Source organism: Bdellovibrio sp. HCB117, from assembly GCF_047305915.1.
In the GTDB taxonomy this organism is placed as follows: Bacteria; Bdellovibrionota; Bdellovibrionia; order Bdellovibrionales; family Bdellovibrionaceae; genus Bdellovibrio; species Bdellovibrio bacteriovorus_B.
In genome coordinates this window covers 1,586,060-1,612,155 of sequence record NZ_CP178622.1, presented here as the reverse complement: position 1 = coordinate 1,612,155, position 26,096 = coordinate 1,586,060, and the positions used below count along the sequence as shown (strand labels likewise).

Genomic DNA, 26,096 nt, shown 5'->3' with positions numbered 1-26,096 from the left:
AGATCCTATATTTCTTTAACTTTGAATACTTGAAGTCCTACGACAGTTTTCTGCCCATCCGGTCCTGGAATATATTCCTCATGACACAAAAGTCTGCACTGTTTGTGCTTCATAAACTCGATAGTGTCGATTAGAAAACTCTTGGTAGTTAATTCGAACTTCAGAGTTCGTTCTGTAAGGTTTTCGATAAACTTCACAGTTCCCATCCTTGTATTTTTATTGAAACCGATAATGTTGCCAATTATCTCTTTAGCAACCTCCTCGACTTCAATAACGTCAGAGAAGCTATCAGCATTGGAAGCGTTTACCGATATCGTCATATCTTCGGAACCCATTTGAACATACTCCAAATGACCAGAACGCACAGGCCTGGAAAGCATTTTCGCAGCGGGTGTAATACTTCGTGCAGTTTCAAAAACAACATCTCCGACTTTCATCGTTCCGTTTCCGATATTAACAAACGCCAGAGATCCCTCTTCAACGTGCACACTAATCTCCTTCCCAGATTTACGAGCCTTAGCCAGATCTATTAGAAACTGTATGCTATTTTGCGCCACTTTGAAAACATCTTCCGGATTGAAATGAGTGAATGCAAAGGCTGTTTGTCCAGCAATTTTAGGAAGATCAACAATATCCAAAGATAACAACTCAATTATCGAACCTTCCTTAACCTCATTCACATATATTTTAAATTCCGGAGTTCTAGCTCCCTCTTCTTTTCTCGATAGCCGCCTGTATGACTCTTTCAAAATAGAATTAAAAGCCGAGTTAACATCGATCATCGCTTGCAGTGTAATTGGGCCGTTCGGAGTTTCTTTCAATTTCAAATGCATATGCTTTAATCGGAAAAAACAGAAAATGCTTTACATTATTTGTTGTATATTATGTTACTGAGTTTCATTTTTCATACTCCCCATCGTTGGAAGAATTTTAAAGCTATCTGTCACACCTTCAATCTCTGTTCCTACCAATCTGGTATAGTGCTGAACACTACTAAGGCGGTCCCAGCCCCCTACAGCCATCAACTTCGTTAACGGCACCCCTCTATTCAAACATAAAGTAGCAAAGCACGCGCGCGTCCCGTGAAACGGAATTTCGGGTACTCCGATCTCGCGACAGAAATGCCTCAAAATCATCGCAGCTTTTCCGTTCTTCAAAGATGAAACTCTAGGTAGGACATATCCAGATGCTCCAGTAGTTTCTTTAAGATATGCCAAGAATGTCTTAAATTCCCTGCTTACCGGCACAACTCTTGTTTTATTATTTTTGGGAGGCTTAACGATGCCCGCTCGAAAGTTGTGGGACTTTGAAATCGTAATTTTACTTTGATCAAAGTCCACATCGCTCCACCTAAGCGCCCAAAGTTCACCAGCTCTACACCCCGTCTCAAAAGCAACTGCCCAAATAGGAAAATACTGATGCTTATCTTCCAAAGCTTTCGCAAGAAGATATTCGATCTCTTTACTGTTCAGCACAGGTTTTTCTTTTTTTACTGCTTTCGGCAAACGAGCCCCCTTTGTCGGACAAAGTGTTGATGGGGGAATCAGTTTATTCAAAATAGCCCACTCGAAGACCACGTTGACCGCGCACTTCACTGCGCGAATCCGACCTCTGGATAAACCGACCTTTTCCATTTCATTAATCACCATTTGAAAAGACAGCGTTGTGATCTTATCGACCGGCACATTGAACCAATTTTTCGTATGCAGCCTCAAAGCTTGATAAGTATCTTGCTTTGAGAAAGTATCCCTCGGGGACGCCATAACAACGTCATGGCACCACGATTCAAGAATATGCCCCCAAGACACCTCCCCGCGCTCACGCATAAGGAGAGCCCTCCTAACCTCGCCATACAGCTGTCTATACTCAAGCTGCGCGTCCCTCTCAGAAACGCGCCCCAAATATCGCTGCTTTCGGATGACAACTTCCGGACGAATCATGCTTTTTGCAACACAGGTTATAAAATATCCAGGCTTTTGGCCTTCTTCAGAATATCGAACTCCCATTGCTATCCCCCCCGCCATAATAAGCTGATCGATCTCTTCACGATTGAAGTACCAACGCCCCATAAACTTCTTTGGAAATAACTTGAGCCGATACACCATATTACGAATGTTGTTAGGCGATGTGCCCAAGTAGATGGCCACTTGATCTGTCTTCATCCAACCCTGCCCAGCCAGACGCCCATCGAAGCCCCTACCGTTGAATTTCATACTGCCCCCAATACAACACCTGGAAAGTATCGCGCGATAACATTCAGAGACTCGTGATAAAGCAGCGTCATTAATTGGATCTTTCCCCATAGCCTTTTTCTTTCCTGAGTGGATAGACGCCCAAAGTCTTCAGAAAGGTCATGCTTTTTCGGCAAGCCAACATTTCTAAAAACCTGCTCATTTGTAAATCGCCATAATTGAATATTCAGATCAGAAAGACTTTTCTCTTTATGCGCATCTTTCTTCATTTTTAATTCAGAGTTATGAATTGCTCCATCAATCTCAATGGCCACGCCCTTTTCGAGAAACCCTCTTCGGTAATCCGGAGGTCTGCGCCCCAAGGCAGGAGTAAAGAGATCTACGCATAAATTTCCAATCCACGCTTGAGGATAAAGCTGAATTTTCCAATTACCCTTAAAGCGGGCGATAAACTTATCTTCAGCCGGAGTTCGACAGAATTCTGCTGACCGACTTCGATTGAGTCGTGTACAAAGATCCTCATACTGCCAAGACAGTCCCTTCCGATCTTTTATACGACGATAGAGCCTGCCTAAAGCTTCCCAATCGTTTAACTTCATCAATCCATACTCATACTTTAGTTGCTTCATACGGCGCGTATATCTAGCTCTCGCGCTTTCCTCTTGTTTAACTTCAATCATTAAGTTACTCATACTAACTCCAGTGTTTGGACCATACGAAACCATTGGCTTAAAAGGTTTGCGACGCCTAAGCCTTGGTATTTGTTTGGTTTTATTTTTTGATTTTAAAGAATTATCTCACGATGCTTTTTCCAGCTTCAATTATAGCTGAGCTTCGGAAATCCAATTTTGAACATCACTTAAACGATATCGAACTACACGAGCCGATAACTTCAAAAATTTAGGTCCGCGCTCGGTCAGTCTCCATTGTTGGAGAGTGCGTTGCTTGATACCCAAGATTCTCGACACTTCAGCTTCCGTTAGTAGCTTTTCATCTGTTTTGATCATTTATCCTCCTTTCTGTACGTCGTGGCCATTTTATTAGCCAAAAGGAGGATTAAAGAAAATATCTATTGTCTCACGATTTTGATTATGTGAGATGCCTTGCGTTCAGAGTTTAACCTCTAAGGCATTTCATCTTCGAATTTATACCAGGCAGAATCTGTTCTCGCCTTGGAGATGATGTTCTTTAAGTTTCGCTCTTCAAAGGCGCCTGTTGATCCCTTTGAATCTCGATAGAAAAGTATCTCAGAAGAACTCTTATCCCAATCAATCTCAAGCTCGATAGTACCTTCATTAAACTCACGCTGAAGATCTTCAAACAGACTTTCGGTTGTCATGATTCTATATAAGTCCCTATTTTCTGAGTCAGGACGAGTTTTAAAATATAGAATAGCTAAGTTTCGCATAAACTGTGTCGCCGTATTCTTTTTGCCTAATCTCGGTGAAGCATGATGGGCCTTCGTCGATGGTGGAGTATGATGAAGACTTACGAGTGCTTCGATAAGGAGTTCCGTAACTTCCAATATCTGAGGGATATCGAATGTTTTGAAGTGCAAAGAATCTATTCCACCTCGAATACCAAGAAGAAAATCGAGCTTATTCCTCTCTGCTTTCGGGATATCTTTAGGTATTAAATCGAAAATATTCTCTTCGGCGTATTGATCAACAGCCACTCCCAAAGGAAGACTCTCCGTTATACCCATTTTCTTTTGAATTTCTGAATAGTCGAAACCGTACTTATTTGCGTACGTTTGAATATACCGATCAAAATAGTCGGCAATGTTATTCATTTTGTCGGAATAAGGTCGCTTCATAGATCAGACTCCCAATTAGGGAAGTCTTTATCAGCTAGAAGAATTCAGAGCCATTATTCATCAGGAATAAGTGCAAAAAAAGCATGGATCGACATCAAGAATGCACCGCTCCAAAAACACAAAACCGTCTGATCGAGGTCAAGAATGCAGCGCCCAAACTACTTGCTATATTCTCTCCATAGCTCAAATGCCCACCCGGCAGCGATACCAAGCCACATAATCCCTAACAAGCTTTCAAGAGATACCGCCATTTTCATGGTTAAAGTCATTGGAACCATGTCTCCCAACGCTGATGAGGTCAAAACTGCTGCACTAAAATAAACAAAATCGAAGAATCCAAAATACTCCATGGATCCCTTTTCAAAATAGTCGCGTATAGCCTCATAAGAGCTCTTTGAAGACGATGTTATAAAGTAAGCCTGTTCTCTTCCAACCGTCATCGAAGGGTTGCCTTTATTGGGATCTTGCGATCCTAAACTAAGCAATCCAAGACCTAGAATCGTCCCCCATCCGTTAACTTTTTTCTTTACCATCTCATCGAATGGTGGCTGCTCTACAAGAGCTTTTACCAAATAGCCATTAAACGGAACGTGGGGAGTGAACTGAATCAAAATGTCATCTCCAGGTTTTTCAAAACGAGAAAGGTCCATACTAATCAGGCCATGCTCCTGATATTCGTCATACATATTTTTCGGAAAAAGAGGACCGACAAAATATTTAATTTTTAGAACCCCATCAAAATAAGACTGAAAGGAAAAGCGATACTCATTTCCTGGATTATCGGGAAAAACCATCACATTAAAATTATCCACCAAAGCCGGGAACACATAGTGATACGAACACCCCCGTCGAATTGTCTCAACATAGTGACCGTCTGGTTGAACAGCCTTAGAGCACACTTCGCTAAAGTATCTCGCTAAAAAACGATCTAAATTTTGCGGCTTATTAACATCACTTAGTGAGAAGTCCCCACGATGAGCATAGAAAACTCCAGCGAATCCAATACAAACGGCAACTGGAATGAGCATAAAACCTAAAATCTTAAAAGTTCTCATAGCGCTTGGATTAACGCAGTAGGCCCCACAAATCCAGTTCAAAACGTACTAAATTATCGGCACTTTGGACTTTTTCCTGTTTTCTTCACGAAGTCAGATTCCAAGGTTTTTCTAGCCTGTGTTAAATCCACTATTTTCTCACCAGCCCAATGAAGCGCTGCTAAACTCACAGCCCCAGCAACCTTTCCTACCGCACGCTGTCTTTGCACCTCTGCTTTTGCTTCAGCAATACGTGCATCAATCTCACAAATTTGCGCAGCAATGCCCTCAGGTGAGTTCAAATACTTATCTTCAGCTTCTTGCTTCACCATATTCTTCTTCGCAGCCTCAGCCCGCGCAGACACGTTAGAAGCCGTCTCATCGAACGCAGCTCTCGCCAAGCACTCTTTGGATGTCTTCGTGCGATCTGGACACTTTTCCATCACAAACTTCTCAAACGACATCTGAATCGGGTCCCACGCATCCAAAGCGTCTTCAGCCCCCACGATTCCCTGTTCTTTATCACGAATGACTTGTCCAACTTTCTTCCCATAGAATTTGAAGAAGTCCATCGCACCTTGAGCGGTCAAAGCAGAGTCTTTTGTGTCGATGAGATATTGAATGGATTTAGGACAACCACCTTCAGACGCCTTCTTGAACAACTCATAAGTCTGCATAACGGCGCCATTCTGAAGAAGGATCAGCGCGATTTCGTCTTTGCAAGGACGAGCGATAAAAGTCTTATCCAAAAAGTATTCACCGCTATATTCAGCAAACACTCCCGAATCACCACCAAAAAGCCCACGAGCCTTTTTAAAAGGATCTTTCAAACCAGCAAAGGCTTCACGCACCCATTCGACATTGCCTTGCTCAACGCCCTTCTGAAGCTTCTCAACACGTTGATCATTCGTTAGTTCCGCATGAGACGTAAATGCAAATCCAAAAACCAATGGGAAAATCCAATGCTTCATCCTCGGCCCTTTCGTTCAATACGATGCAAAGTCACACGCACATCACCAGAAAAGACCTCGCGCAAGATAACCTCAGAAGGCGCTTCAAACGGATCATTCTCCCCGTACAACAAATAATGAACGGAGACTTCGAGCACTTGCGACACTTTTTTAAGTTGATCGGGATTGATCGAACGACGTCCGATCGTCCAATTATGCAAAGTCTGTTTGGGAATACCCGTGCGACGAGATAACTCGGCTAGAGTCATCCCCTTTGATTTACAAAGTGATGTGAGAGTTTTGTTTAACTTCATCCAAACCTCATTCTGAAATAAAAAAAGAGGTTCTTTGACAGCAATCCCTAAACAGGGATCGAAGTCCCCAAAACATGACGAAAACGGAGGGCCAAAGCCCTGCCGAGTCCGCGTTTAGGGACGACTCAAAAAAGTTGGATGAATTAAGCCCCAGCCTTCCGGGTTAAATTAGTTACACCTGGTTACACCCAAAGTTGTACCTTAGTTGCACCAAGCACTGTGTTTCATTGTGTTGTTTTGTGTTGCACGAATTTTTAAACGAAATTAAACGCGCAACGAGACTCGTTAACGATTTCGGATACTTAGATTATTCAGGGATAAAAAGAGAAGAAAATTGGGGTGAGTAACGGGGCTTGAACCCGCGACACTCGGAATCACAATCCGATGCTCTACCAACTGAGCTATACCCACCACAAAAGGAAGAACCTTTATAGGATTTTGTCGTGGAAATGGCAAGCAGGAAATTTACCCGCCACTGAAAAAATCAGAAAAACTTAATAATCACAAGTAGCTACGACCGGTTGCGCCTTACAAACTATGCTGGCTTTTTCAGCATCCAAAGTGGTTTCTTCGGACCAATCCCCGTTGGCGTTACAACGGCGGCGGATACAGGAAGTCCCCTCGTTTTGAACCAGGCAGTTCTTTTTTTCCTTCTTAGGATTGTTCACGCACGTCCAAACGCACTCATTGAATTTGCCTGCAGGCTGACTGCAGATCACACCTTCGCGCTTCAATTTCGCTAACCGAGCTTGTTCTTGCGCTTTTAATTTCGCGATTCCATCAAGACGTTTTTTCTCATCGGCGGCAGCTTTATTCAATTCCCCCGCATCAATGGGAGTCACAGCGAGCAGACGACCTTTGGGAATTTTCTTACCTTTAAGAAGAACGTCGTAAGAGATCTCGCCGTTTTCAATAACACCTTGAAAGCCCGCTTGCTGTCCTTTTTTAACGGTGACGGACTCTTCACCGTTGAGGGCTGAAAACTCCATGGTCCCTTCAAACATCTTCACACCGGTGAAGGCCTTTTGCGGATAGATGGACAGAACATAATCGCCCGGGATCGCCAAGAACTCAAAAAGGTCCGAACGCAAAGCAATATTGTAAGCGCCTTTTTCTTTTTGATTCCAATGAAGATCGCCGCTTTTAAGAATCACGACGGGAGCTTCCCCCGATTCCCAACTAATCACCGGCATTAAAACTTCGCCTGAGCCCAGCAAGATGAAGTTGCGCTTTTCATCAAGTTCTACTTTAACTCGGCCAGATAAAGAGGTTTCTAGAAGAGCTTTTTCTCGAAGAACCTGACGACCTTTTACCAAAGCTCTTTTGCCGTCTTTCCCCGTCAGCCAAACCTGCCCGTAAACCTCACGGATCGCGGGATACTTCGGGGCGACCGCCAAAGCGGCCTCCGCAAAAACTAAAAAGACGAGACCAAGAAGAGATTTATTGAGAAGACTTTTTCTGAGCACGTTCCATCTCCCAGAGTTTGGCGAATTTTAAAAACAACGAGTAAGAGGCGCCGACAGCGATGATAAAACCTGGGAGCCCATCTAGAAAACCGGCTTTCACAAAGTAAGTCTCTACGAACTTCCCCCAAGGCTTAAAGATCATCTTTAAGTAAGAAAACTTCTTTCCTGCCGCCGCAAGTTCTTTCGCCCCCAACGTGGAGTAGCGGTCGTTCGTAAGAACCTGATCACTGATTCCATCGAAGACCCAATGAAGCAGATCGCGCTTCATTTTTAACTTTAACTTTACTTGCACTTTTTCGTGTACGTCCGCGGAATCCCACTGAGAAATGGATTTATTAAACAGACGAAGTTGATAGTCAGGATACCAACCACCGTGAGAAATCCAGCGCCCCAAGTGGTAAGACTTGCGCGGGAAAAGATAGCCCGCTTCGGAATTTAATTCTGAAAAACGACCATAAATCTCTGCGGCAAGCTCGGGACTTAAAGCTTCATCTGCATCTAACGCCAACACCCACGGGTTTTTAGCTTGAGCCGTCGCGAAGGCTTTTTGCGGGCCAAAACCCTTCCACTTTTCCTGGAACACGCGGGCTCCACAGCGTTCGGCGATTTCTACCGTGCGATCCGTCGAAAAGCTATCAACCACGACAACATCGTCGGCAAAGGGAACGGAGCGAATGCAGCGCTCGATATGCGCCTCTTCATTTAAGGTAATGATCACTAGAGATATGGGAAGTTTCGTCACTTCTTAAAGGTCTCTTTGGATCAAGGTCTTGTCAAACGATTCGCGAATGGCTACCATTTTTAGATCGGATGTTTTGAAAGGCTTTAATTTCATGAAATTTGCTAAATACTTCGTTTTAGGTCTGTTTTTAAGTTCCTCAGCGCATGCCTACTTGAGCATCGCTGAATCCGGAGAATTGCTGGCTCCAGGAAAATATCAAGTGGGAGTTGAACCTCAACTTCTAACGAACAAAGGTAACGGAGCAAACTTCAACGTCTTCTTCGACACTGCTATCAATGAATCCATGAGCGGTCGTATTTCGATGGGCGCAGGTGCTGTGGACTTCAACGCGTTTGCAAGTGCAAAGTGGATCCCGATTCCTGACGTCGACAATCAACCGGCGATGGGGCTTCGTTTCGGTGCGGGTATTGCCAGAGATGAAGACGAAAACTTAATTCAACTGCAACTGGCACCCATGCTGAGCAAAAAGTTTGATACTGAGTACGGAATGTCTGTTCCCTACTTCTCTATCCCCTTCACGTTCCTTAACACAAAAGAAGAAAACTACGTAGCGTCCAACTTGGCAATCGGCACAGAATTTCATTACGTCGATTGGAATCAAGTGACTTTAGGGGCGGAGTTGGGTCTTGAGTTGAATAAGTCTTATTCTTACATCTCGATTTTTGCTACATTCCCATTTGAGAGCCACAAAGGATTCGGTAAATAAATATGTTGTCTTGGTTATTTAGGGATGAAGCTGGAACAGCCGCTGATTTGTACGTCGACCTCGGCACTGCGAACACTTTGATCGCAGGCCGTGGCAAAGGCATCATTTTAAATGAGCCTTCTTTGATCGCGTACCAACAAACAAGTCCTGGCAAAAAAAGAGTGATCGCGGTTGGAACAGATGCCAAAGAAAAATTGGCAAATAACCCTGGCAGCATCTTTCCGCAAAAGCCGATTCGTGATGGCGTGATTGCGGACTTTGAAACAACCGAAGTGATGCTAAGACACTTTCTTTCAGCTCCGGGAGTGAAATCTGCATTTTCTCGTCCAAGAGTTGTCGTGTCCTTGCCTTACGGCGTGACGGAAGTAGAGAAAAAAGCCGTTATTCAATCTTGTAAAGCGGCTGGCGCAAAAGAAGTTTTCTTGATTGATGAGCCGATGGCCGCAGCCATTGGTTCAGGTCTTAATATCAAGTCTGCTGAAGGCAATATGATTATCGATATCGGTGGTGGCACAACGGAAGTTGCCGTTATTGCTCTAGCTGATATCGTTTACTGTGAAGCTGCTCGCGTGGGTGGACATAAAATCGATGACTCGATCATTGATTACTTCCGTAAATACAAAAAGCTTATTATTTCTGAAACTACGGCTGAGTATTTGAAAGTCTCTATCGGCACAGCTGTTCCGAAAAAAGATATCAAAACGGCGACAATCACAGGTCGTGATGCTGATACGGGAATGAATAAAACCATGGAAGTCAGCTCTGAAGACGTAGGACTTGCAATGAATAACTCGGTTCAAGAAGTTATCAATGCCATTCACCGCGCTTTAGAACACACTCCCCCAGAACTTGTCTCAGACATTATCGAAAGAGGTGTTGTGTTAGCTGGTGGTGGAGCTTTGATTCGCGATTTCGATTTGCGCATTCAAAATGAAGTGCGTTTACCGGTAAGAATCGCTGAAAGCCCTCTGACAGCCATCGCCCGCGGAGGCGAAGCTGTCTTGAGTGACCCTGAGCTCTTAGATAAAATTCAATTGGAAGTTTAAACTGGAACAGGGGTCGCTTTCGGCCCCTTTTTCATATCCTCACGCAAAAGCTGTAAGAGCTGTGCTGAAACCGGTCCTTGCTTTCCCGTCCCGATTTTCTTTCCTTCGTATTCTGTGACTGGCAAAACATCTAACGTCGTTCCAATCATCATCACTTCTTGAGCTTCGTAAAGATCCATCTCGGTTAAATCTTTTTCCTGAATGCCTATTAAGGCGCCCGCCGCTAAAAGCGATTCTGCGAGTTCAAAACTGCGCATCATCGTTGTGCCTTTTAAAATTTGACGGAGCTTTGGACGAACCAATGTGCGATTTTTATCAATCATCACGATATTTTCCGTCGAGCTTTCCGTTAGGTACCCTTGAGGATCTACGCCGATTGTAAAATCAAGTTTACGATCGACACTTTCTTTTTTCATCAAAACGTTTTGTAAATAGTTGCAAGTTTTAATCGTCGCAAACCAAGGGTCTTTCGGAGGAATTTGACTGCGCCCCACTTTCACTCCGTTGATATATCTTTCTTCAGAATACGGAGTGTAAGCTGTAACAACCAAATACATCTGCGACGCCAAACACTCATAAGGGTTCGTCGTAAATCCGCCCGGACCGCGCGAGATATAAAGACGCAAGACAGCGTTTCTTGTACTCGCGACTTGAACGGTTCTAAAGATCACTTCACGCATTTCATCAAGGGGCATCGGAAGTTTTAAACCGATTTTACCCGCAGAAAGCTCTAAACGCTCTAAGTGCTCTTGCAGAAGAAAGGCTTTACCATCAACGACCTTGATCGCTTCAAACACCCCATCCCCACGATGCACCAAATGATCGTCGATAGGGACCGTCATCAACCCCGGCTCTTTCGTAATGCCGCCCAACCAAGTGCTGTACATGGCTAAGTAAGTTTTTTGTGCGGCGTAAGCACGCTCTTGAAGTTTGGATTGAATTTCAGAGGGGGAAAGAACTGCAACGGACATGATAGTCTCCTCAGCAAACATTCTGACAGCTCCTTTTTTAAGGGTAAAAGTTTTTTTGTTTTTAAATTGACGTCTCTCGATGGAGGTCCTGAGAATAAGGAAAGCATGACGGAGGACAAAATGCTAAAAGCTTTCACTACAGGTGTCATTTTACTTACCATGACCGGTTGCTCTTCAATGATGCGCAGAGCTCCACAGCAAGAACCAAAAGTAGTTCTTAAAGATCAGCAAGGTGGACAAAAAGAAGCTCCGGCAGAAGCCACTTCAAGCGATCCTAAAGAGATCACTAAAGTAAGCCCGAATGATCAGGAAATGGAAGCCGCACAAGCTCAAGCGGAAGAAATGAAAGACGCTGTAGCAGCTGCTGCTCAACATATCTCTACAAATCACGGTAAAGAACCATCGGCACGGGCTGCGGGCCCCGTGGCGGCAGAAAAATCTTTAGGTTGGCTTAAAAACGGAAACACTCGCTTCATTAAAGGCAAATTCCGCGCTGACGGCGCTTCGGCAAAAGACCGCATGCGTTTGGTCGCGGGACAGAAACCGCACGCTGTAGTTCTAACTTGCAGTGATTCTCGCGTTCCGCCCGAAGTCATTTTTGACCAAAAATTAGGCGAGATCTTCGTTATTCGCACGGTCGACCTTTCTGCTGCCGCCGATGTAGTAACGAGCACCGAATACGCCGTGGGCGAATTAGGATCGAATCTTGTTGTTGTGATGGGACATGAGTCCTGTGGTACCGGCAGAACTTCCAGCGGACTACAAACTGTGACTCAAGAACTTGCTGAACGCTCTGCACTTCTGCGTGACGGCATTGCGTCGGGTGAGGTAAAAGTTGTTCAGGCCATTTACCACCTTGATTCTGGAATCGTGGACTGGCGCTAATTCCTGAAAGGCATTCGATGAACCAAAACCGTAAAATCCTCATAACTTGTGCTCTTCCCTACGCAAATGGATACATTCACCTTGGTCACTTGGTGGAGTATCTTCAAGCTGACTTCTGGGCACGCTTTCAAGAAATGCGCGGCAATCAGTGCGTTTACATCTGCGCTGACGATACTCACGGAACTCCGATCATGGTGAAGGCCCGCGAGTTGGGCATCACTCCCGAAGCTTTGATTGCAAAAAGTTATGACGAACACACAAAAGACTTCGCTGACTTCCAAGTGAAGTTTTCTTTGTACGGTTCAACGAACTCTGTCGAGAATAAAAATCTGTGCGAATACTTCTATCACAAAATGGTGGAAGGCGGTCATACCCGCAAGCAATTGATCCAGCAGCTTTATTGCAACCACGACAAAATGTTCCTTCCCGATCGCTTCGTGAAGGGCACATGTCCTAAATGTGGCGCTAAAGAACAGTATGGTGATTCTTGTGATGTGTGCGGTTCGACTTACTCTCCAAGCGATATGAAAGAGGTTCACTGCTCTCTTTGCGGAACAACTCCGGTTCTGAAAGACAGTGAAAGTATTTTCTTTAAACTGAATGACTTTAAAAAATACCTTGAAGAGTGGATCCCTAAACACTGCTCTCCAGAAATTTCTAAAAAGATGCTGGAGTGGTTTAATGAAGATCTTTTAGATCTAGATATTTCTCGTGATGAGCCTTACTTCGGCTTTGCGATTCCAGGCACCGACAATAAAAAATTCTTCTATGTGTGGGTTGATGCTCCAATGGGCTATATGTCCACGACCGAGCAATGGGCGAAGAAAAACAATATGTCATTAAAAGACGTCTGGGATGATCCAAGCCGTGAAGTGTATCACTTCATCGGTAAAGACATTGCTCGCTTCCACACGATCTTCTGGCCCGCTTTCTTAAAGTCAGCAGGCTTTAGATCTCCGGATCAGGTTTTTGTTCACGGTCATTTGATGGTGAATGGCGAAAAGATGTCTAAATCTAAAGGCACCTTCATTGCTGCTCGCACTTACTTGAATCATTTAAACCCTGAATATCTTCGTTATTACTATTCGACGAAACTAAATAGTTCCGTGGATGATATCGACTTGAACCTAGAAGAGTTCGTCAATCGCGTGAATTCAGAGCTTGTGGGTAAAATCACAAACTTGGGTTCTCGCGGTGGTCAAATGCTGAAAAAGAAAATGGACGGCGTGATGAGCACTCCGGATGCGGAAGGTGCAAACTTGATCGCGCATGCTCAGAAAAAGGCGGACGCGATTGCGGCTCATTACGAAGCGCGCGATTTTGCGAAGGCATTAAATGAAATCCGTTCTTTGGCGGATGATGCGAATAAGTATTTCGATGAAAAAGCTCCATGGAAAACTTTGGATGCGAACCCTGTTGAAACAAAACAAGTCATCACAACGACTTTGAACGTGTTCCGCCTTCTTGCGATTTACCTAAAACCGGTTCTTCCGTACTACACGGAAAAAGTGGAAAAGCTTTTGGGTGAAACGAACTACAAGTGGTCTGACATCAACACGATTCTTACGAATCGCCCTATCGCGGACTATGAGCACTTAGCGACTCGTGTGGAAGCAGATAAAGTCAAAGCCATGGTGGAAGAAAGTCGTAAGATCAACGAAGAGATTCAAGCAGCGAAGAAAGCGACTTCAACAGCTCCGAAGGCAGCTCCGGCTGCGAAGACGGAAGATCGCAATGGCGATCGCCCTGCAGAAATCGAATTTGCTGATTTTGAAAAAGTAGATCTTCGTATCGGCCAAGTGATCGAAGCCGAAGAAATCAAAGAAGCCGACAAGCTTCTTCGTTTGAAGGTGGACATTGGTGGCGGTCAGGTTCGTCAGATCATCGCGGGTATTAAGTCCGCTTACAAACCTGAACAACTTCTAGGTCGCAAGATTCTGGTTTGCGTGAACTTAAAACCGCGCAAGATGAAGTTCGGTATGTCTGAAGGCATGGTGCTTGCGGCAGGAAGCGGTGGTAGCGATTTATTCGTTCTAGCTGCTGATGACGGCGCGCAAGTCGGCCAACGAGTTAAATAATGGCACTTTCCGCTCAAGATAAAAAATCCCTCGAAGAAATCCATCGACTGTTTCTAGCGTTGGAAAAATCCTCGGGGGATTTTTCTTTTGATCCCACGACTTTAGCGGAACTTAAAAATAAAATTTCGGAGCTTAAGTTTTCGGAAAATCCAGATGTTTCTCGCTTAGCGGATTTACAAAAGCATCTGGTGGATGAAATGACTTTAAAGCATTTCGTTTCTTACATTATTCCTTTTGAACGCCTGCTGCATAAGAATTTACAAGATGATGATTTCTTAGTCCTTGAAAACGACAAGTCGGAAAGCACATCAGAACCTCTCCCCCTGGTTTTTGTTTTAGATAATATCCGTTCTGCTTTTAACGTGGGTTCTATTTTTAGAACGGCCGAGTGCCTAGGGGCGCAGAAGATTTATCTTTGTGGCTATACGCCGAATCCAAAGCAGTGGAAGGTTGAAAAAACCGCCATGGGAACTCAAGAGTATTTAGCTTGGGAAGAATCGCCAAAACTTTTGGAATGCCTTGAAGAGCTCAAAGACGAAGGTTATCGCATCGTCGCTCTAGAGACTGCAGCAAGTGCCGTTGATCTTTTTGAAAGTTTCGAAGCCGAACCGACAGCCTTTGTTTTAGGAAACGAACGTTTTGGTTTAGATCCAGAAATTTTAAAAGTGATTGATGAAGTTCGCATCATTCCTTTGCGCGGAAGAAAGAACTCTCTGAATGTCGGCGTCACTGCGGCTATTGCTGGTTTTGAATGGATGAGGCAATGGCGGAGCAAATAACGATCACCCCTATTGGCGTCTTTCATAGTTCACAAAAAGAGCCTTATGAAGCTGGCAGACAGACTGACGAGTTTCACTCTGAAGGCGTGATTGAACTATCTTCCGGCGAAAACTTTGAACAGGCTTTGATCGGTCTTGAAGGTTGTTCTCACATTTGGGTGCTTTTTCACTTTCATCATAATAATCATTGGAATCCGATGGTCCTTCCTCCGCGTGGAAGAACTACTAAGATCGGTGTTTTTGCCACTCGCTCTCCTTACCGCCCGAACGGAATTGGGATGAGTTGCGTGAGGATTAAACGCATTGAAAAGCTAAAAATCTTCGTCGAAGCTGCTGATATCTTAGACGGCACGCCGGTCTTAGACATCAAACCTTACGTGGCTTACGCAGATTCCTTTCCTGGCGTTGAGCCCGCCTGGCTAGCGGATGCTAGCCAATACACTGTTTCATTTACGGGAGAGGCTTTAGAACAACTGGAGTGGCTTGATAATGCCGGTGTCGAACAGCTGCGTGGCTTTATTCTGCACCAACTGGAATTTGAACCGATAAACTCTAAGAAAAAACGCGTGAAAGCATCTGAAGGTCATTTCGTGATTGCATATCGCACTTGGCGCGCGGCTTTCACCCTTCAAGATCATACGGTTGAAGTCTTTAAAATTTTTTCGGGATATAGCGAAAGTGACCTCGCGGCGAGCGAAGATACTTATCACGATAAATCGATTCACAAAGAATTTAAGAAGCTTTTTCCGTCTGCTCGTCAGTAGCAGCAGAAGTTTGACCGAAAACTTGATTTTTCAGAAGCAGATAAAGAGGCAAGAAACCCAAGCCTCTGCTAACAGAGCCTAAGATAAAGACGGCGTAATAACTTGTTACTTTTTCACCTAAAAACCAAAGGACTTTGCCGCCCATGTAAGTTCCCAAAATGATCGCGACAGAGTTTAAAAGATTATAAACCGTCAGAACTGGAACTTTTTCTTCCTGCTTGAGGTCTTTAAAGAAGATCAATGAAAGACCCACTTCAACAAACGCCCAGGCAAAACCGCTGATAAGTTGTAAGAAGTAAATAAACCCTGCTCCATTACTCAGAGCCCACATCGCCGGCAATGGCACGATGGCGCCGGCTCCGAATAACAATAAATTAAATCCGGAAGTTTTGCCTCTGAATTTTTCGATAGCACTTAAAGCGATGATTTTACCAACGAACAAAAGTGCAATGGCCACCATGTATTGACCATAATCCATCTTTACTTGCGCCAGCATATAAGGCGTAACAAACGGAGAAGAAACAAAGACGGCCGCTTGAAACGGAACTAAGTAAAAGAAAAACTGCCTTTTTTGTGTATTAGCCCAAAAGACATTCCAAGAGGCACGAAAGCCTAAACGTGGTTCACTTCTCCACTCGGGATCAAACCACTGTGAAGAAAGAATCGCGGAAGACATCAAGCGACAAGTCGCCGCGAATAAAAACAACAATGTAAATACAGAAGAGAACGGCCCAAGCTCAACATTGTAGTTCAGAGCCAAACCTCCCCCAATTAGACCTAACAAGATTCCGAGCTGAGAGATGCGAGCGCGTTTTGCGAAGAAGGCATTTCCTTCATCGACTTGCACTAAGCGTCCCATCCAGTAGTTCCAAGCAAGACCGGAAGAAAAACCTGAACCCCAGTAAAGTGTCAGGATGATAAAAAGTGTCCAGAAGTTTGGAGCCCGCGTCGCCGAAAAATAAATCAACGGGATAAACGTCAAAGCTTGCATCACGCTAGATGCCACCACCCAGTGCTTATGCGACTGCACTCTTTGCAAACCACGCGGAGTAATAAGTTGCAAGATCGCACCGCTGACAATAGGAAGACTGGCAAGAATACCGGCGAAGACTTCGCCCATGCCGATAGATAATGAATAAGCCGGCAAATAGGTTTCGCCGGCTCCAACCATGAGAGAACATAGGAAAGCATCAATCAAACTTAGACGAAGACTTTTTTCTCTCATGAAGACTTACTAAATTCCTTATTTACGTTTTTTACGCATTTCTTTTGCTGATGCGATTTCTTCTTTGCAGGCAGCAGAAAGTTCTTCTTTATGCTCTTTCATGCACTTCATGATGCGACCTTTACCAGGCTTCACATCACCGCAAAATTTTTCAACATCATCGTGACAAGCTTCTTTCATATCTTTCATCGCCTCTTTGGCTTTTTCCATATGGGCTTTGCATTCACTAGAAAGCTTATCCTGATTTTCTTTCATGCACTTGGCGATCTTTCCGCCACCGGCCTCAACACCGGCACAAAGCGTTTCTCGATCTTTTGCACATGCGCCACCTTCGTTCGCTTGAGCAAAAGAGGCAAATCCTAGAACCATCATTCCCGCTACAACATACTTGATCATGGTGACTCCTTTAGAATCAGATTGTAGCAGCAGCTTTTCCGCGCGCACAAAGGGATTGAGGTCCTATGGTCCTTTGTTATGACGATGAATTCTAGCTAGACCTTCGTTAGTTGATCGTGAAGTGAACGGCTCCCATGGTTAAAGTTGCGAAGAAGGATGCAACTATAAGACACCACAAGTAGCTTAAAAGGATAAAAACACCGTCTTTTTCCATGTGGCCAATAGCGCACAGAATGATACCGACGACCGGGACGGTGTTTGAAAATGGAATTGGCAGCGGGAGTGACAGAAGCAAAGAGTTCGTCACAAATACCAGAAGATTGAGTAATCTGAAAAACCAATGGTCGTGCAAGAAGACCAGACGCTGCTTTACGATCTTAACCGCATAACCCCAGATCTTTTCCGCGACTTCAGAAACTTTTAAAAGAACATCGGCCGAGACCTTCAGATTTTCAAAACGCTCTGGCAACCAGGGCGGCTTATTGCGATAAAGAAAAATGGCGACCACTGCGATCAGAAAGCCCAGCGGCGTGGATAGACCCGGGATGGGAATGGGCTGAAGAAAGGGAAGGCTCAAAAAAAGCATGAGCATCGCATGGCCTTCTTCCCCCAATAGCTGGAAGATTCGACGCAACGTCAAGTCACCCTTAGCTGCTTCTGCCTGCAAAAGATCCATGGCAGTAATAAAACGGCTTTTCAAACTTGCTTTCCCACCCGTCCAATTTTATCAATATGCTTTCAGTTTTAGCCGCACTTTGCGGCTTCGTTTATCTTAAAGGACTTGGTATGGATTGGAAGATTTTTGCGAGCACTTTTATCACTATTTTTTTGGCCGAAATGGGTGACAAAACGCAATTCGCGGCATTAGCTGCCTCTTCACAGACTAAATCCACAATGACGGTTATCATTGCCGTTGTACTTGCTTTGGGCCTGGCTGGTATCTTAGGTGTGATCTTTGGAAAATTCCTGGGGACATTGTTAAGCCCCCAAATCATGAAATACGTTTCAGGAACATTGTTTATTCTTGTCGGTATCTGGGTTCTGACAGCTAAGGGATAGCTTTTCTATTGGCAATAGTCTGCTGAGGATTCGTTGAGACCCTTGAATCCTCGATAGAGATAAAAGTCCCCGTTATTTCCCATTAAAAAAGTCGAATTGTAATTCTGCGAATAGACCAAATGCATGAACGGTCTGCCGCGTTCGGTGTATGAGATTTTCGCGACTCCAAGTCCATGGAAATGAATTTCTTTATTCCTGTGATCTAAGGCGTAAGTGGATTCGATTTTCTTTTCGAAAAGCTGCGTATGAAAATCAAATTCGCGATACCTTGCTGTATAGGTTTTATTCTTTTGCAGATATAGTTCCGTCTGCGCTACGCGAACTTGCGAAGGATCTGTCCATAGCTGCGTTCCCGCCCCAATCAAAACGGGAAAGCTCACACCCTGCTCGCAGTTGCCAAGAGTTTTATAGTAAAAACTTTCTGGGATCCAAGAATCGATAGAAGAAATAGACGACGTCAATTCTCCACAAGAAGATAAAAATAGAGCAAGCGGAATTAAGAGAAGTGCCGGACGAAGAAAGCTCATACCTTTTTATAATTTTATGAGGATTTCTTGTCATTCTTTGGTGAGCGAAATTAGAGGTTCGTCGAGGAGTATTGAAAATAAAAAACCCCAGGTCTAGGTGACTTGGGGTTTTTGGTTTTGGAAGCTGCTTCAGTTTCGGGCGCGCAAGGCGCCCTTCACTCTGCGGCCTACCGGCCTAGCCGCCGATTGTTGCGATCAATTGAGCGATCAACAATGAAACGACAGACATAACTTTGATCAAGATAGCGATACCAGGACCAGAAGTGTCTTTGAACGGGTCACCAACAGTGTCACCAACAACCGCTGCTTTGTGAGCATCGGAACCTTTTGGATGACCTGGCAATCCACCTTTTTCGATGAATTTCTTAGCGTTGTCCCATGCTCCGCCGGCGTTTGCCATGTAAAGAGACATTGTTGCACCTACAGCCAAACCACCTGCAAGAAGACCTGCAAGAGCTTGAGGGCCCAAGATGAAACCAACAAGAACTGGCGCAAGAACTGCGATCATGCCTGGCAAGATCATTTCAAACAAAGCGGCTTGAGTCGCGATGTCTACGATCTTAGCTGGTTGTGGTTCTGCTTTACCTTCACGAAGACCTGGGATTTCTTTAAATTGACGAGCAATTTCTTTTACGATTTTTTGCGCAGCCTTACCTACCGCAGTCATAGTTGTAGAACCAACTAGGAATGGAAGGATCGAACCAAGCAAGATACCGATCAAAACTCCAGAAGAAGTTAGATCCAAAGACATCTTGGCAAGACCTGCTTTTTCACGCACATGGTTTACTTCCATGTTGAATGCAGAGAATAGAGCAAGAACTGTCAAGATCGCAGAACCGATCGCAAAACCCTTACCGATAGCTGCTGTTGTGTTACCAACGGCATCTAGTTCGTCAGTGATGTCGCGAACGTTTTTACCAAGACCTGACATTTCAGAGATACCACCGGCGTTATCCGCGATAGGACCGTAAGCATCCACAGTCATAACAACTGCTGTACCTGCCAACATACCTACTGCAGAAAGAGCGATACCATAAAGACCCAAAGCTTGGTCTGCAACGTAAGCGGCGATAACAACGATCAACATTGGGATCGCTGTAGATTCCATACCTACTGCAAGACCACGGATCACACCAGTACCCGCACCCGTCAAAGCGGCTTCAGCAACTAGACGGATTGGACGAGCCGCTGTGTAGTACTCAGTGATAAGACCGATCAAAGCACCACCGAATGCACCCGCAGCCAAAGCTACAGTCACAGATTGGCTGATACCGAACATTGGCATCAAGATGTAAGAAGCAATTGTCAAAAGGATTGGTGGAACAATCAAGGCGTTACGAAGAACAGTAGCAGGTTTGCCGTTTTTGAACGCGCGCGCTGCAAAGATCACGATGATTGAAATCACAAGACCCAAAGTTGAAAGAAGAAGAGGCAAAGCCACGCCTGTGATACGTACAGTTTCAGCTTCTGCCGTAGGCATCAACGTCGTCAAAGCGTCTGCAGGGATTGTCAAAGCAATCGCCATTGCAGAAACGATAGCCGCAACCATCGACTCATAGATATCCGCGCCCATACCAGCAACGTCACCTACGTTGTCACCCACGTTATCAGCGATAACACCTGGGTTGCGAGGATCATCTTCAGGAATGTTCTCGATCACTTTACCTGCGATATCCGCACCCACGTCAGCGGCTTTAGTATAGATACCACCACCGATACGAGCGAAAAGAGCGATTGAAGAAGCGCCCACCGCGAAAGAGTGAAGAATTGTTCCCAATGTCTCTTGTCCTTGGAAAATCCAGTAAAGAACACCAAGACCGATAAGACCAAGACCCGCAACAGAAAGACCCATCACCGCGCCACCATCAAGTGCCACTAGAAGAGCCGCGGCTTTAGAGCCACCTGCTGCTGCTTGAGAAGTACGAACGTTTGCATAAGTCGCAGCTTTCATACCGAAGAAGCCTGCAAGCAAAGACAAGAAAGCACCAAGAACAAAAGATCCTGCTGCGATTCCGCCCAATGCAAAAGCAAGAGCTGCGCCCACGACGATCGCGTAGACGAAAAGAACTTTGTACTCACGAACCAAGAAAGCCATTGAGCCTTCACGAACGTAAGTCGCGATGCGATTCATAGTTTCATTGCCTGCAGGCTGTGCCTTCACGCGAAGGTATAGAGCCAAAGCAACGAACAAACCAACAACCCCAGCAATAGCCGGAGAAATCAGTAAAGATTCACTAAACATTGTTGCACTCCGTGTTTGATTTCTCGTTTAAATTACGAAGACTTAGAGGTACCTGAGTTCATTGCAATTAGTCAATGGAGAGTACACCGTACTTCTATAAGAAGTGCGGTGCATTATAAGACATTTGGAGCGATGAAAGCGAAGAAGAATCCGGTAAGAAAAACTACCAGAGAAAGAATATAGACGCGGATCGAGAATTTTCTGCCTGAAATACAGGCATCTCGAAGCTTCGGATCTAACGGACACGGAGCGTTGCGGTTCTTCCAAATCCAGAAACCATTCAATGCGAGCATGGCTCCAGCGAAAATAAAGACTTCGAGTTTATTTTCTGAAACCCAAATAAGCCCGGGAACTTCAGAGGCTAAGCCCGCAAGCACGGCTCCCAAGCCTAAGCTCACTAAAAGAGCCGGAAGCGCGCAACAAATCAGCGTTCCTGCTGATCCAAAAAGCGTCAGGAAAGTAAAAAACTTATTTGCTGAAAGAGACTTCATAACCCGCCTCTTTTAAAAGAGTCGAAATTTTATCATGAGAAAGCTTTTGTCCGTCTTTGTAAGTCAGCTTTACGAATTTATTTTCTAGGCTCACCTGCACATCTGCGACTTCAGGTTGCTCTTTGAATTTTTTTGTAATGCCTTGAGCACAGAAAGAACAAACCATTCCCTTTACACCCACAGTTTCAACTTCGCCGGCGAATGCAAAAGAGCTTGTGAATAAAAAAGCTAAAATTAATTTTTTCATAAATTCTCCAACACTTTTAAAAAATTATCATTTACTAACTTCTAAACTTTAGAAGTGGCTCATAAAATTGAAAGCTCCGCCACCACCGATGGTTGCACCCACTTCAATCAGAATATTTCTGTAAAATAAGCGCACGAACTGAGTGGTCTCGATCGAGCTGTCATTTTTCTTTTCAAATTGCACAATCAGCCATGTGTTCAACTCGTTAAACTCTGCCAAATACGGAGCTACACCACCGCGCAACTTAATTTGTTCAAAATCGGTGCGTTGAATATCAGAGTCTTCGCGGAAGTACTTTGTGTATTGGAAAGACGTATAGTATCTGCGATCTTCCCAGTCCACATCGGCAGATGCTAAAGTGACACCTTTAACTTCATCATAAGATCGATCCATGCCGTAACCCGCACTTAAATAGATATTTCCTTGCGAGTCGTCGTTGTTCCAGCGCTTTGCGAGAAAATTCAATCGCGGCACCGTGTATTCAGCATCTTCCGTCTTAAGATAGGTAAGGCCCGCTGCCAAACGACTGGTCATCGAGTACGTCAGAAGCATCTCGTTCTCATTTTCCTTATTGTAGGACATAAGAGAAAAGGCACCCGCGAATGAAACTGGATGTGCTTTCGCCGTCGCAGTGATCAGAAATAAAGGCCCTAGAAGCCATATCCACATTTTACTCATCTTAAAACTTCCTTCTTGTATGCGCTTTCAACCTTCATTAGGATGGAGACGAACCACTTGTGACAGGCCTATGAAAATAAATTTGCAAGAATGTACAGATGAAGAACTCTTACTAAAGCTCGCTGAAGGCGAAACGAAAGCTTTAGATATTCTCTATTTAAGACATTCTGGCCGCGTGCTTTCTTACGCCTTAAAAAGAGGCCTTCCTCAAGAGCGCGCGGAAGACCTTCTGCAAATCGTTTTCTTACAGGTTCATCGTAAAAAGCATCTTTATGACTCTCGCTATAAGGCCCTAGCCTGGATCTACGTCATTACCCGTAGCGAGCTTAAAGATTACAGAAATCGAGAAATTAAGGATTTTTCTGAATGGAACGATTCTTTGTCACAAACGGATGGCTCGGTTCCTATGCTAGAAGAGAAAGAGGAAGCGGCCACGCTGTTGGCAGAGCTGAAGCCTCGTGAACAAGAGGTTATGAAACTGAGGTACCTCGACGAACTAGAGTATGAGGAAATTGCTGAAGTCTTAAAAATGTCTGAAAGCAATATCCGACAGATTGTCAGTCGCAGTTTAAAATTGTTACGTGGATTAGGAAAGAAGAGTTAGGAGGTCATAATGAAAGACATTAAAAAAGATTTCGAGTCTTTTACTAATGATACTGCTGAAACCAGCGGCTCTTCTTTTGTTTTGCAAAAGATCCATGCGCAACTTGAAGCCGAGCGCTCTCCAACTTGGAAAGTCGTTTCTAAAATGGGCCTGGCTCATGTGTTAGGAACATTTGTGACTTTGATGAGCTGTTCTCAATTTGGTGTGCAGCTGTTCTTTGATGGCGGCGGCCTGATGCATTACTTTATGAAAATCAGTCCGACCTTCTGTCTTTTCTTCTGTGGAGCTTTGTATCTTTCCATTTCCATTTTATTTGCGCGTTTGATTTTAAACCACGATGAATGGATTCGTGTGATGCGTTCACGTGCTATGAATATCGCAGCCCTTTCACTGGTGACACTGGGGGGACTTTCCATCGTGAGTCATGAAGTCAACTGGGAATCCGGTGTTTTGTGGTTCTTTGGAGCGGCTTTAGGCGGAGAAATGGTGACCCTTGTAAAATCTCCCCTAGTATGGCTTGCGCGCAAGTCTTATAAGGCTTGATTTTAAGGGGTTTTTGAGTGAAAACCCCTGCATGCGTTTTGCTCTATTCATTCTTCTTTTCCTAGCCGTTTCTTCTTCGTTTGCAAAAACTCGTATCGCATTTTTAGAACTTTACGATCGTCACGGTCGTTTGGTGCAGTACGAACCCGGCGGCAGATTCGCGCACACGGCTATCCAATTTGATGATATTGGCGACAAATGGTTGAATGCTTATCCTGGCGAAGGCGTTGCCATTGTTTCTTGGGAAGACCTTGAACACCGTGGAGTGATCGCAGAAGTCATCGAGATCCCGCAAGACATTCGCCTTTCACAAGTAAAGCCCTTCATGGGTCTTCCTTTTGATTTTTGGTATTCTTGGTCGGACGATGCTCTTTACTGTACGGAGCTTATCGGGAAGCTTTTAAATATCCCCACTCACCCTATGAAGTTTAATAAGCAAGTGTGGCCAAAGAACTATTGGCACCTTGAAGGCACTTTGGGGCTTTCGCCTGATTCAGTTTATACCTGGGCAAAACAACAATAGTCTAAGGCTGTAATATAAGATTCGGGTCAGTGGGCTTATTGGGATCGCCGATCTTCAAACGAATCTCTAATGGAAAATGATCTGAACTAATAACTGTGTGATGCACTTGCGCCTTGATAACATCAAAGCCTCTGACGAACACATGATCGAGTTTTAAAAGACGTCCGTCGTTTTCCAGATCCAAGTGTTCTAAATTTAAATCTCTGAAAATACTTTTCATGATCAGATAGCGTTTTACATTCCATGTGTTGAAGTCACCGGCAAGCACGATAGGACCTTTAAATTCACTCATCTTCGCAGCGATTTCGTACAGGGAAGCTGTGAAGGCTTTCAGGGTAACGAAGTTAAGAACGTGCGTGCAGACGAAAAGAGCTTTCGTGCCGCCGAAATCATACTCGTTAAATAGAGTGAGTTTTGGTGTAAGCCAGAAAAGCTCTCTGGTTTTTGCTCGGATAAAATCAACGGATGCGGGTGGAAGTTTTGCTCCGATAGCAACACCCGTGCTTCTTAAGTCTTTTTTGTAGTGAAAACTTTGAGCAAGATGCCACTCGTAAGTAGCAAAATCCTGTTGCCAGATCTTCGGCATTTTATCATCGACCAAGGCTTCTTGAAGAAGGATAAAGTCTTTTCCCTCCCCTAGTTTACGAAAGTCTTTTTCAAAGATATGGGCTTTTTGTCCCTTATACACATTCCATACGAAAATATCGAACTCTGAAGTCGGAGCTGGCAGGTTTTGCGCTTCTCCGATTTTCAGAAGGACTTTTTCTTTCGTAGGTATGATGTATGGAACCATTCTCTATTTCACCCGACTTAAATAGCTTTCATCCACCGTCGTGACTTGAAGCGACTGCGCTTCTTGTCTTTCTTGTTCAGCAAGCATTGTCGATAGATATCTTTCTGTGTAGCTAGGAACAATCACGACGATGTTCTTTCCGCGATTTTCTTCCTTTTGCGCCAAGCGAAGTCCCGCAGCAATAGCTGCTCCTGAAGAAATTCCAACCGGAATACCTTCCTTTTTTATTACTTCTCTTGCAACTTTCATGGATTCTTCAGACGACACTTGTTCCACGCCATCCATGATCGATCGATCCATCACGCTGGGAACAAATCCGGCGCCGAGCCCTTGGATTTTATGAGGACCCGGCTTACCTCCGGAAAGCACAGGGCTTTCAACAGGCTCTACGGCAATCATTTTTACTGAAGGCTTTTTTGATTTTAATACTTGCCCAACGCCAGTAATGGTTCCGGAAGTTCCGACACCACTCACGACAATGTCGACTCCTCCATCCGTGTCGTTCCAAATTTCATTAGCCGTTGTTTGCTTATGAATTTCTGGATTTGCCGGATTATCAAACTGTCGAGGTGTCCAGGCATTGGGATTTTTTTCTGCAAGTTCCATCGATTTTGCAATGGCCCCTTTCATACCGAGAGGGCCTGGAGTTAATACGATTTTTGCACCAAGCAACAGCAAAAGCGTTCGTCTTTCTTGCGACATTGTTTCAGGCATCACCAGCGTGATGGAATACCCTTTCGCTGCGGCGACAAAGGCCAGGGCGATCCCGGTGTTACCGGAAGTGGGCTCTAAGATCTCCATCCCCGGCTTAAGTTTTCCTGTGCGTTCAGCATCTTCGATCATCGCAAGACCAATACGATCTTTCACAGACCCCAGTGGATTGAAGAATTCAAGTTTAAGAAGAAGTCGCCCCGGAAGCCCCTTCCCGATTCTTTGCATTTCAATCAGTGGAGTTTGTCCGATGGTCTTTGTGATGTCTGAGTATATTTTCATGAAAGCCTCTGCCTAAGGATGTTCTAAAGGGC

31 protein-coding genes and 1 tRNA gene are annotated in these 26,096 nt (G+C 44.6%); 10 read left to right on the top strand and 22 right to left on the bottom strand.

The features are described from left to right. Positions 1-5 precede the first annotated feature (5 nt). The 11 genes from ACLWBD_RS07710 to ACLWBD_RS07660 form a co-directional block, all read right to left on the bottom strand. On the bottom strand, positions 6-827 hold the full coding sequence (locus ACLWBD_RS07710) for a hypothetical protein (RefSeq protein WP_413570439.1): 822 nt from the start codon (positions 825-827) through the stop codon (positions 6-8). 60 nt (positions 828-887) lie between these two features. Next, complete coding sequence (locus tag ACLWBD_RS07705; protein ID WP_413570438.1) at positions 888-2,213, bottom strand: tyrosine-type recombinase/integrase; 1,326 nt, start codon at positions 2,211-2,213, stop codon at positions 888-890. After that, positions 2,210-2,884 (bottom strand): DUF559 domain-containing protein, encoded by a 675-nt coding sequence (locus ACLWBD_RS07700; protein WP_413570437.1) that lies wholly within the window; start codon positions 2,882-2,884, stop codon positions 2,210-2,212. The genes ACLWBD_RS07705 and ACLWBD_RS07700 overlap by 4 nt, the downstream gene beginning before the upstream one ends. A 129-nt stretch (positions 2,885-3,013) precedes the next feature. After that, positions 3,014-3,199, bottom strand: a complete 186-nt coding sequence (locus tag ACLWBD_RS07695) for a helix-turn-helix transcriptional regulator (RefSeq protein ID WP_413570435.1) — start codon at positions 3,197-3,199, stop codon at positions 3,014-3,016. Between the two features lie 116 nt (positions 3,200-3,315). Then, on the bottom strand, positions 3,316-4,008 hold the full coding sequence (locus tag ACLWBD_RS07690; protein WP_413570434.1) for a hypothetical protein: 693 nt from the start codon (positions 4,006-4,008) through the stop codon (positions 3,316-3,318). A gap of 158 nt (positions 4,009-4,166) precedes the next feature. Then, a complete protein-coding gene (locus ACLWBD_RS07685; protein WP_413570432.1) occupies positions 4,167-5,063 on the bottom strand; it encodes an ion channel in 897 nt (298 codons plus the stop codon). Between the two features lie 53 nt (positions 5,064-5,116). Then, the gene (locus tag ACLWBD_RS07680; RefSeq protein ID WP_413570431.1) at positions 5,117-6,013 is read right to left on the bottom strand and encodes a hypothetical protein; all 897 of its coding nucleotides are present in this window, start codon (positions 6,011-6,013) and stop codon (positions 5,117-5,119) included. Next, positions 6,010-6,306 carry a helix-turn-helix domain-containing protein gene (locus ACLWBD_RS07675; protein WP_413570429.1) on the bottom strand — a complete coding sequence of 99 codons (297 nt, stop codon included), beginning with the start codon at positions 6,304-6,306 and terminating at the stop codon, positions 6,010-6,012. Before ACLWBD_RS07675 ends, ACLWBD_RS07680 begins: the two co-directional genes overlap by 4 nt. A gap of 335 nt (positions 6,307-6,641) precedes the next feature. After that, a tRNA-His gene (locus ACLWBD_RS07670) sits at positions 6,642-6,717 on the bottom strand. Between the two features lie 83 nt (positions 6,718-6,800). After that, positions 6,801-7,772 (bottom strand): hypothetical protein, encoded by a 972-nt coding sequence (locus ACLWBD_RS07665; RefSeq protein ID WP_413570428.1) that lies wholly within the window; start codon positions 7,770-7,772, stop codon positions 6,801-6,803. After that, the gene (locus ACLWBD_RS07660; RefSeq protein ID WP_413570426.1) at positions 7,747-8,514 is read right to left on the bottom strand and encodes a glycosyltransferase family 2 protein; all 768 of its coding nucleotides are present in this window, start codon (positions 8,512-8,514) and stop codon (positions 7,747-7,749) included. Before ACLWBD_RS07660 ends, ACLWBD_RS07665 begins: the two co-directional genes overlap by 26 nt. Positions 8,515-8,560: 46 nt before the next feature. Here ACLWBD_RS07660 and ACLWBD_RS07655 point away from each other — a divergent pair, with 46 nt between their 5' ends. Continuing rightward, complete coding sequence (locus ACLWBD_RS07655; protein WP_253720933.1) at positions 8,561-9,220, top strand: hypothetical protein; 660 nt, start codon at positions 8,561-8,563, stop codon at positions 9,218-9,220. A 2-nt stretch (positions 9,221-9,222) separates the two neighbouring features. Then, positions 9,223-10,266 carry a rod shape-determining protein gene (locus ACLWBD_RS07650; protein WP_063209710.1) on the top strand — a complete coding sequence of 348 codons (1,044 nt, stop codon included), beginning with the start codon at positions 9,223-9,225 and terminating at the stop codon, positions 10,264-10,266. Here ACLWBD_RS07650 and ACLWBD_RS07645 read toward each other — a convergent pair. After that, complete coding sequence (locus ACLWBD_RS07645; protein ID WP_413570424.1) at positions 10,263-11,237, bottom strand: aminotransferase class IV; 975 nt, start codon at positions 11,235-11,237, stop codon at positions 10,263-10,265. The two genes, ACLWBD_RS07650 and ACLWBD_RS07645, sit on opposite strands and share 4 nt — an antisense overlap. Before the next feature lie 120 nt (positions 11,238-11,357). Between ACLWBD_RS07645 and ACLWBD_RS07640 the strand changes: the two genes are divergently transcribed. From ACLWBD_RS07640 to tsaA, 4 genes are read left to right on the top strand one after another with little or no spacing between them, the layout of a single operon-like run. Next, on the top strand, positions 11,358-12,122 hold the full coding sequence (locus tag ACLWBD_RS07640; protein ID WP_413570422.1) for a carbonic anhydrase: 765 nt from the start codon (positions 11,358-11,360) through the stop codon (positions 12,120-12,122). Next, positions 12,122-14,200: a methionine--tRNA ligase gene (metG, locus tag ACLWBD_RS07635; protein ID WP_413570728.1), complete on the top strand. Its 2,079-nt coding sequence runs from the start codon at positions 12,122-12,124 to the stop codon at positions 14,198-14,200. Before ACLWBD_RS07640 ends, metG begins: the two co-directional genes overlap by 1 nt. Then, positions 14,200-14,979, top strand: a complete 780-nt coding sequence (locus ACLWBD_RS07630; protein ID WP_413570420.1) for an RNA methyltransferase — start codon at positions 14,200-14,202, stop codon at positions 14,977-14,979. Before metG ends, ACLWBD_RS07630 begins: the two co-directional genes overlap by 1 nt. Further along, a complete protein-coding gene (tsaA, locus tag ACLWBD_RS07625) occupies positions 14,964-15,743 on the top strand; it encodes a tRNA (N6-threonylcarbamoyladenosine(37)-N6)-methyltransferase TrmO (protein WP_413570419.1) in 780 nt (259 codons plus the stop codon). Before ACLWBD_RS07630 ends, tsaA begins: the two co-directional genes overlap by 16 nt. Here tsaA and ACLWBD_RS07620 read toward each other — a convergent pair. From ACLWBD_RS07620 to ACLWBD_RS07610, 3 genes are all read right to left on the bottom strand, one after another. Then, a complete protein-coding gene (locus ACLWBD_RS07620) occupies positions 15,712-16,968 on the bottom strand; it encodes an MFS transporter (protein WP_063209701.1) in 1,257 nt (418 codons plus the stop codon). The genes tsaA and ACLWBD_RS07620 overlap by 32 nt on opposite strands. 18 nt (positions 16,969-16,986) lie before the next feature. Then, positions 16,987-17,364 (bottom strand): cysteine rich repeat-containing protein, encoded by a 378-nt coding sequence (locus ACLWBD_RS07615; protein WP_413570418.1) that lies wholly within the window; start codon positions 17,362-17,364, stop codon positions 16,987-16,989. 106 nt (positions 17,365-17,470) lie between these two features. Then, on the bottom strand, positions 17,471-18,064 hold the full coding sequence (locus ACLWBD_RS07610) for an exopolysaccharide biosynthesis protein (protein ID WP_253696984.1): 594 nt from the start codon (positions 18,062-18,064) through the stop codon (positions 17,471-17,473). A gap of 32 nt (positions 18,065-18,096) precedes the next feature. On the opposite strand from ACLWBD_RS07610, the gene ACLWBD_RS07605 reads away from it, so the two are divergent. After that, positions 18,097-18,423, top strand: coding sequence for a TMEM165/GDT1 family protein (locus tag ACLWBD_RS07605; protein WP_413570416.1), 327 nt, complete (start codon positions 18,097-18,099; stop codon positions 18,421-18,423). A gap of 5 nt (positions 18,424-18,428) precedes the next feature. On the opposite strand, the gene ACLWBD_RS07600 is transcribed toward ACLWBD_RS07605, so the two are convergent. The 5 genes from ACLWBD_RS07600 to ACLWBD_RS07580 form a co-directional block, all read right to left on the bottom strand. Continuing rightward, positions 18,429-18,950 carry a hypothetical protein gene (locus ACLWBD_RS07600; protein ID WP_413570415.1) on the bottom strand — a complete coding sequence of 174 codons (522 nt, stop codon included), beginning with the start codon at positions 18,948-18,950 and terminating at the stop codon, positions 18,429-18,431. Between the two features lie 175 nt (positions 18,951-19,125). After that, positions 19,126-21,192 carry a sodium-translocating pyrophosphatase gene (locus ACLWBD_RS07595; RefSeq protein WP_413570413.1) on the bottom strand — a complete coding sequence of 689 codons (2,067 nt, stop codon included), beginning with the start codon at positions 21,190-21,192 and terminating at the stop codon, positions 19,126-19,128. Positions 21,193-21,305: 113 nt separating this feature from the next. After that, positions 21,306-21,683 carry a hypothetical protein gene (locus tag ACLWBD_RS07590; RefSeq protein WP_063209693.1) on the bottom strand — a complete coding sequence of 126 codons (378 nt, stop codon included), beginning with the start codon at positions 21,681-21,683 and terminating at the stop codon, positions 21,306-21,308. Continuing rightward, positions 21,661-21,930, bottom strand: coding sequence for a heavy-metal-associated domain-containing protein (locus ACLWBD_RS07585; RefSeq protein ID WP_063209692.1), 270 nt, complete (start codon positions 21,928-21,930; stop codon positions 21,661-21,663). Before ACLWBD_RS07585 ends, ACLWBD_RS07590 begins: the two co-directional genes overlap by 23 nt. 48 nt (positions 21,931-21,978) lie before the next feature. After that, on the bottom strand, positions 21,979-22,608 hold the full coding sequence (locus tag ACLWBD_RS07580) for a hypothetical protein (RefSeq protein WP_413570411.1): 630 nt from the start codon (positions 22,606-22,608) through the stop codon (positions 21,979-21,981). Between the two features lie 70 nt (positions 22,609-22,678). On the opposite strand from ACLWBD_RS07580, the gene ACLWBD_RS07575 reads away from it, so the two are divergent. Genes ACLWBD_RS07575 through ACLWBD_RS07565 form a run of 3 tightly spaced genes read left to right on the top strand, consistent with a single transcriptional unit; the run spans position 22,679 to position 24,278 of the window. Further along, positions 22,679-23,212, top strand: a complete 534-nt coding sequence (locus tag ACLWBD_RS07575; protein ID WP_253696982.1) for an RNA polymerase sigma factor — start codon at positions 22,679-22,681, stop codon at positions 23,210-23,212. A 9-nt stretch (positions 23,213-23,221) separates the two neighbouring features. Further along, complete coding sequence (locus ACLWBD_RS07570; RefSeq protein ID WP_413570409.1) at positions 23,222-23,755, top strand: hypothetical protein; 534 nt, start codon at positions 23,222-23,224, stop codon at positions 23,753-23,755. A 31-nt stretch (positions 23,756-23,786) separates the two neighbouring features. Then, positions 23,787-24,278, top strand: a complete 492-nt coding sequence (locus tag ACLWBD_RS07565; protein WP_413570407.1) for a hypothetical protein — start codon at positions 23,787-23,789, stop codon at positions 24,276-24,278. A 1-nt stretch (position 24,279) separates the two neighbouring features. Here ACLWBD_RS07565 and ACLWBD_RS07560 read toward each other — a convergent pair whose 3' ends face one another. After that, positions 24,280-25,071: an endonuclease/exonuclease/phosphatase family protein gene (locus ACLWBD_RS07560; RefSeq protein ID WP_413570406.1), complete on the bottom strand. Its 792-nt coding sequence runs from the start codon at positions 25,069-25,071 to the stop codon at positions 24,280-24,282. 3 nt (positions 25,072-25,074) lie between these two features. After that, a complete protein-coding gene (gene cysK / locus ACLWBD_RS07555; protein ID WP_413570404.1) occupies positions 25,075-26,064 on the bottom strand; it encodes a cysteine synthase A in 990 nt (329 codons plus the stop codon). Positions 26,065-26,096 lie beyond the last annotated feature (32 nt).

Bases quoted from the DNA above. Each gene is read 5' to 3' on its own strand.
- ACLWBD_RS07705 (WP_413570438.1), bottom strand. From the start codon at position 2,213: ATGAAATTCAACGGTAGGGGCTTCGATGGGCGTCTGGCTGGGCAGGGT.
- ACLWBD_RS07700 (WP_413570437.1), bottom strand. From the start codon at position 2,884: ATGAGTAACTTAATGATTGAAGTTAAACAAGAGGAAAGCGCGAGAGCT.
- ACLWBD_RS07695 (WP_413570435.1), bottom strand. From the start codon at position 3,199: ATGATCAAAACAGATGAAAAGCTACTAACGGAAGCTGAAGTGTCGAGA.
- ACLWBD_RS07690 (WP_413570434.1), bottom strand. From the start codon at position 4,008: ATGAAGCGACCTTATTCCGACAAAATGAATAACATTGCCGACTATTTT.
- ACLWBD_RS07685 (WP_413570432.1), bottom strand. From the start codon at position 5,063: ATGAGAACTTTTAAGATTTTAGGTTTTATGCTCATTCCAGTTGCCGTT.
- ACLWBD_RS07680 (WP_413570431.1), bottom strand. From the start codon at position 6,013: ATGAAGCATTGGATTTTCCCATTGGTTTTTGGATTTGCATTTACGTCT.
- ACLWBD_RS07675 (WP_413570429.1), bottom strand. From the start codon at position 6,306: ATGAAGTTAAACAAAACTCTCACATCACTTTGTAAATCAAAGGGGATG.
- ACLWBD_RS07655 (WP_253720933.1), top strand. From the start codon at position 8,561: ATGGCTACCATTTTTAGATCGGATGTTTTGAAAGGCTTTAATTTCATG.
- ACLWBD_RS07650 (WP_063209710.1), top strand. From the start codon at position 9,223: ATGTTGTCTTGGTTATTTAGGGATGAAGCTGGAACAGCCGCTGATTTG.
- ACLWBD_RS07645 (WP_413570424.1), bottom strand. From the start codon at position 11,237: ATGTCCGTTGCAGTTCTTTCCCCCTCTGAAATTCAATCCAAACTTCAA.
- ACLWBD_RS07640 (WP_413570422.1), top strand. From the start codon at position 11,358: ATGCTAAAAGCTTTCACTACAGGTGTCATTTTACTTACCATGACCGGT.
- ACLWBD_RS07630 (WP_413570420.1), top strand. From the start codon at position 14,200: ATGGCACTTTCCGCTCAAGATAAAAAATCCCTCGAAGAAATCCATCGA.
- tsaA (WP_413570419.1), top strand. From the start codon at position 14,964: ATGGCGGAGCAAATAACGATCACCCCTATTGGCGTCTTTCATAGTTCA.
- ACLWBD_RS07620 (WP_063209701.1), bottom strand. From the start codon at position 16,968: ATGAGAGAAAAAAGTCTTCGTCTAAGTTTGATTGATGCTTTCCTATGT.
- ACLWBD_RS07615 (WP_413570418.1), bottom strand. From the start codon at position 17,364: ATGATCAAGTATGTTGTAGCGGGAATGATGGTTCTAGGATTTGCCTCT.
- ACLWBD_RS07605 (WP_413570416.1), top strand. From the start codon at position 18,097: ATGCTTTCAGTTTTAGCCGCACTTTGCGGCTTCGTTTATCTTAAAGGA.
- ACLWBD_RS07600 (WP_413570415.1), bottom strand. From the start codon at position 18,950: ATGAGCTTTCTTCGTCCGGCACTTCTCTTAATTCCGCTTGCTCTATTT.
- ACLWBD_RS07595 (WP_413570413.1), bottom strand. From the start codon at position 21,192: ATGTTTAGTGAATCTTTACTGATTTCTCCGGCTATTGCTGGGGTTGTT.
- ACLWBD_RS07590 (WP_063209693.1), bottom strand. From the start codon at position 21,683: ATGAAGTCTCTTTCAGCAAATAAGTTTTTTACTTTCCTGACGCTTTTT.
- ACLWBD_RS07585 (WP_063209692.1), bottom strand. From the start codon at position 21,930: ATGAAAAAATTAATTTTAGCTTTTTTATTCACAAGCTCTTTTGCATTC.
- ACLWBD_RS07580 (WP_413570411.1), bottom strand. From the start codon at position 22,608: ATGAGTAAAATGTGGATATGGCTTCTAGGGCCTTTATTTCTGATCACT.
- ACLWBD_RS07575 (WP_253696982.1), top strand. From the start codon at position 22,679: ATGAAAATAAATTTGCAAGAATGTACAGATGAAGAACTCTTACTAAAG.
- ACLWBD_RS07570 (WP_413570409.1), top strand. From the start codon at position 23,222: ATGAAAGACATTAAAAAAGATTTCGAGTCTTTTACTAATGATACTGCT.
- ACLWBD_RS07565 (WP_413570407.1), top strand. From the start codon at position 23,787: ATGCGTTTTGCTCTATTCATTCTTCTTTTCCTAGCCGTTTCTTCTTCG.
- ACLWBD_RS07560 (WP_413570406.1), bottom strand. From the start codon at position 25,071: ATGGTTCCATACATCATACCTACGAAAGAAAAAGTCCTTCTGAAAATC.
- cysK (WP_413570404.1), bottom strand. From the start codon at position 26,064: ATGAAAATATACTCAGACATCACAAAGACCATCGGACAAACTCCACTG.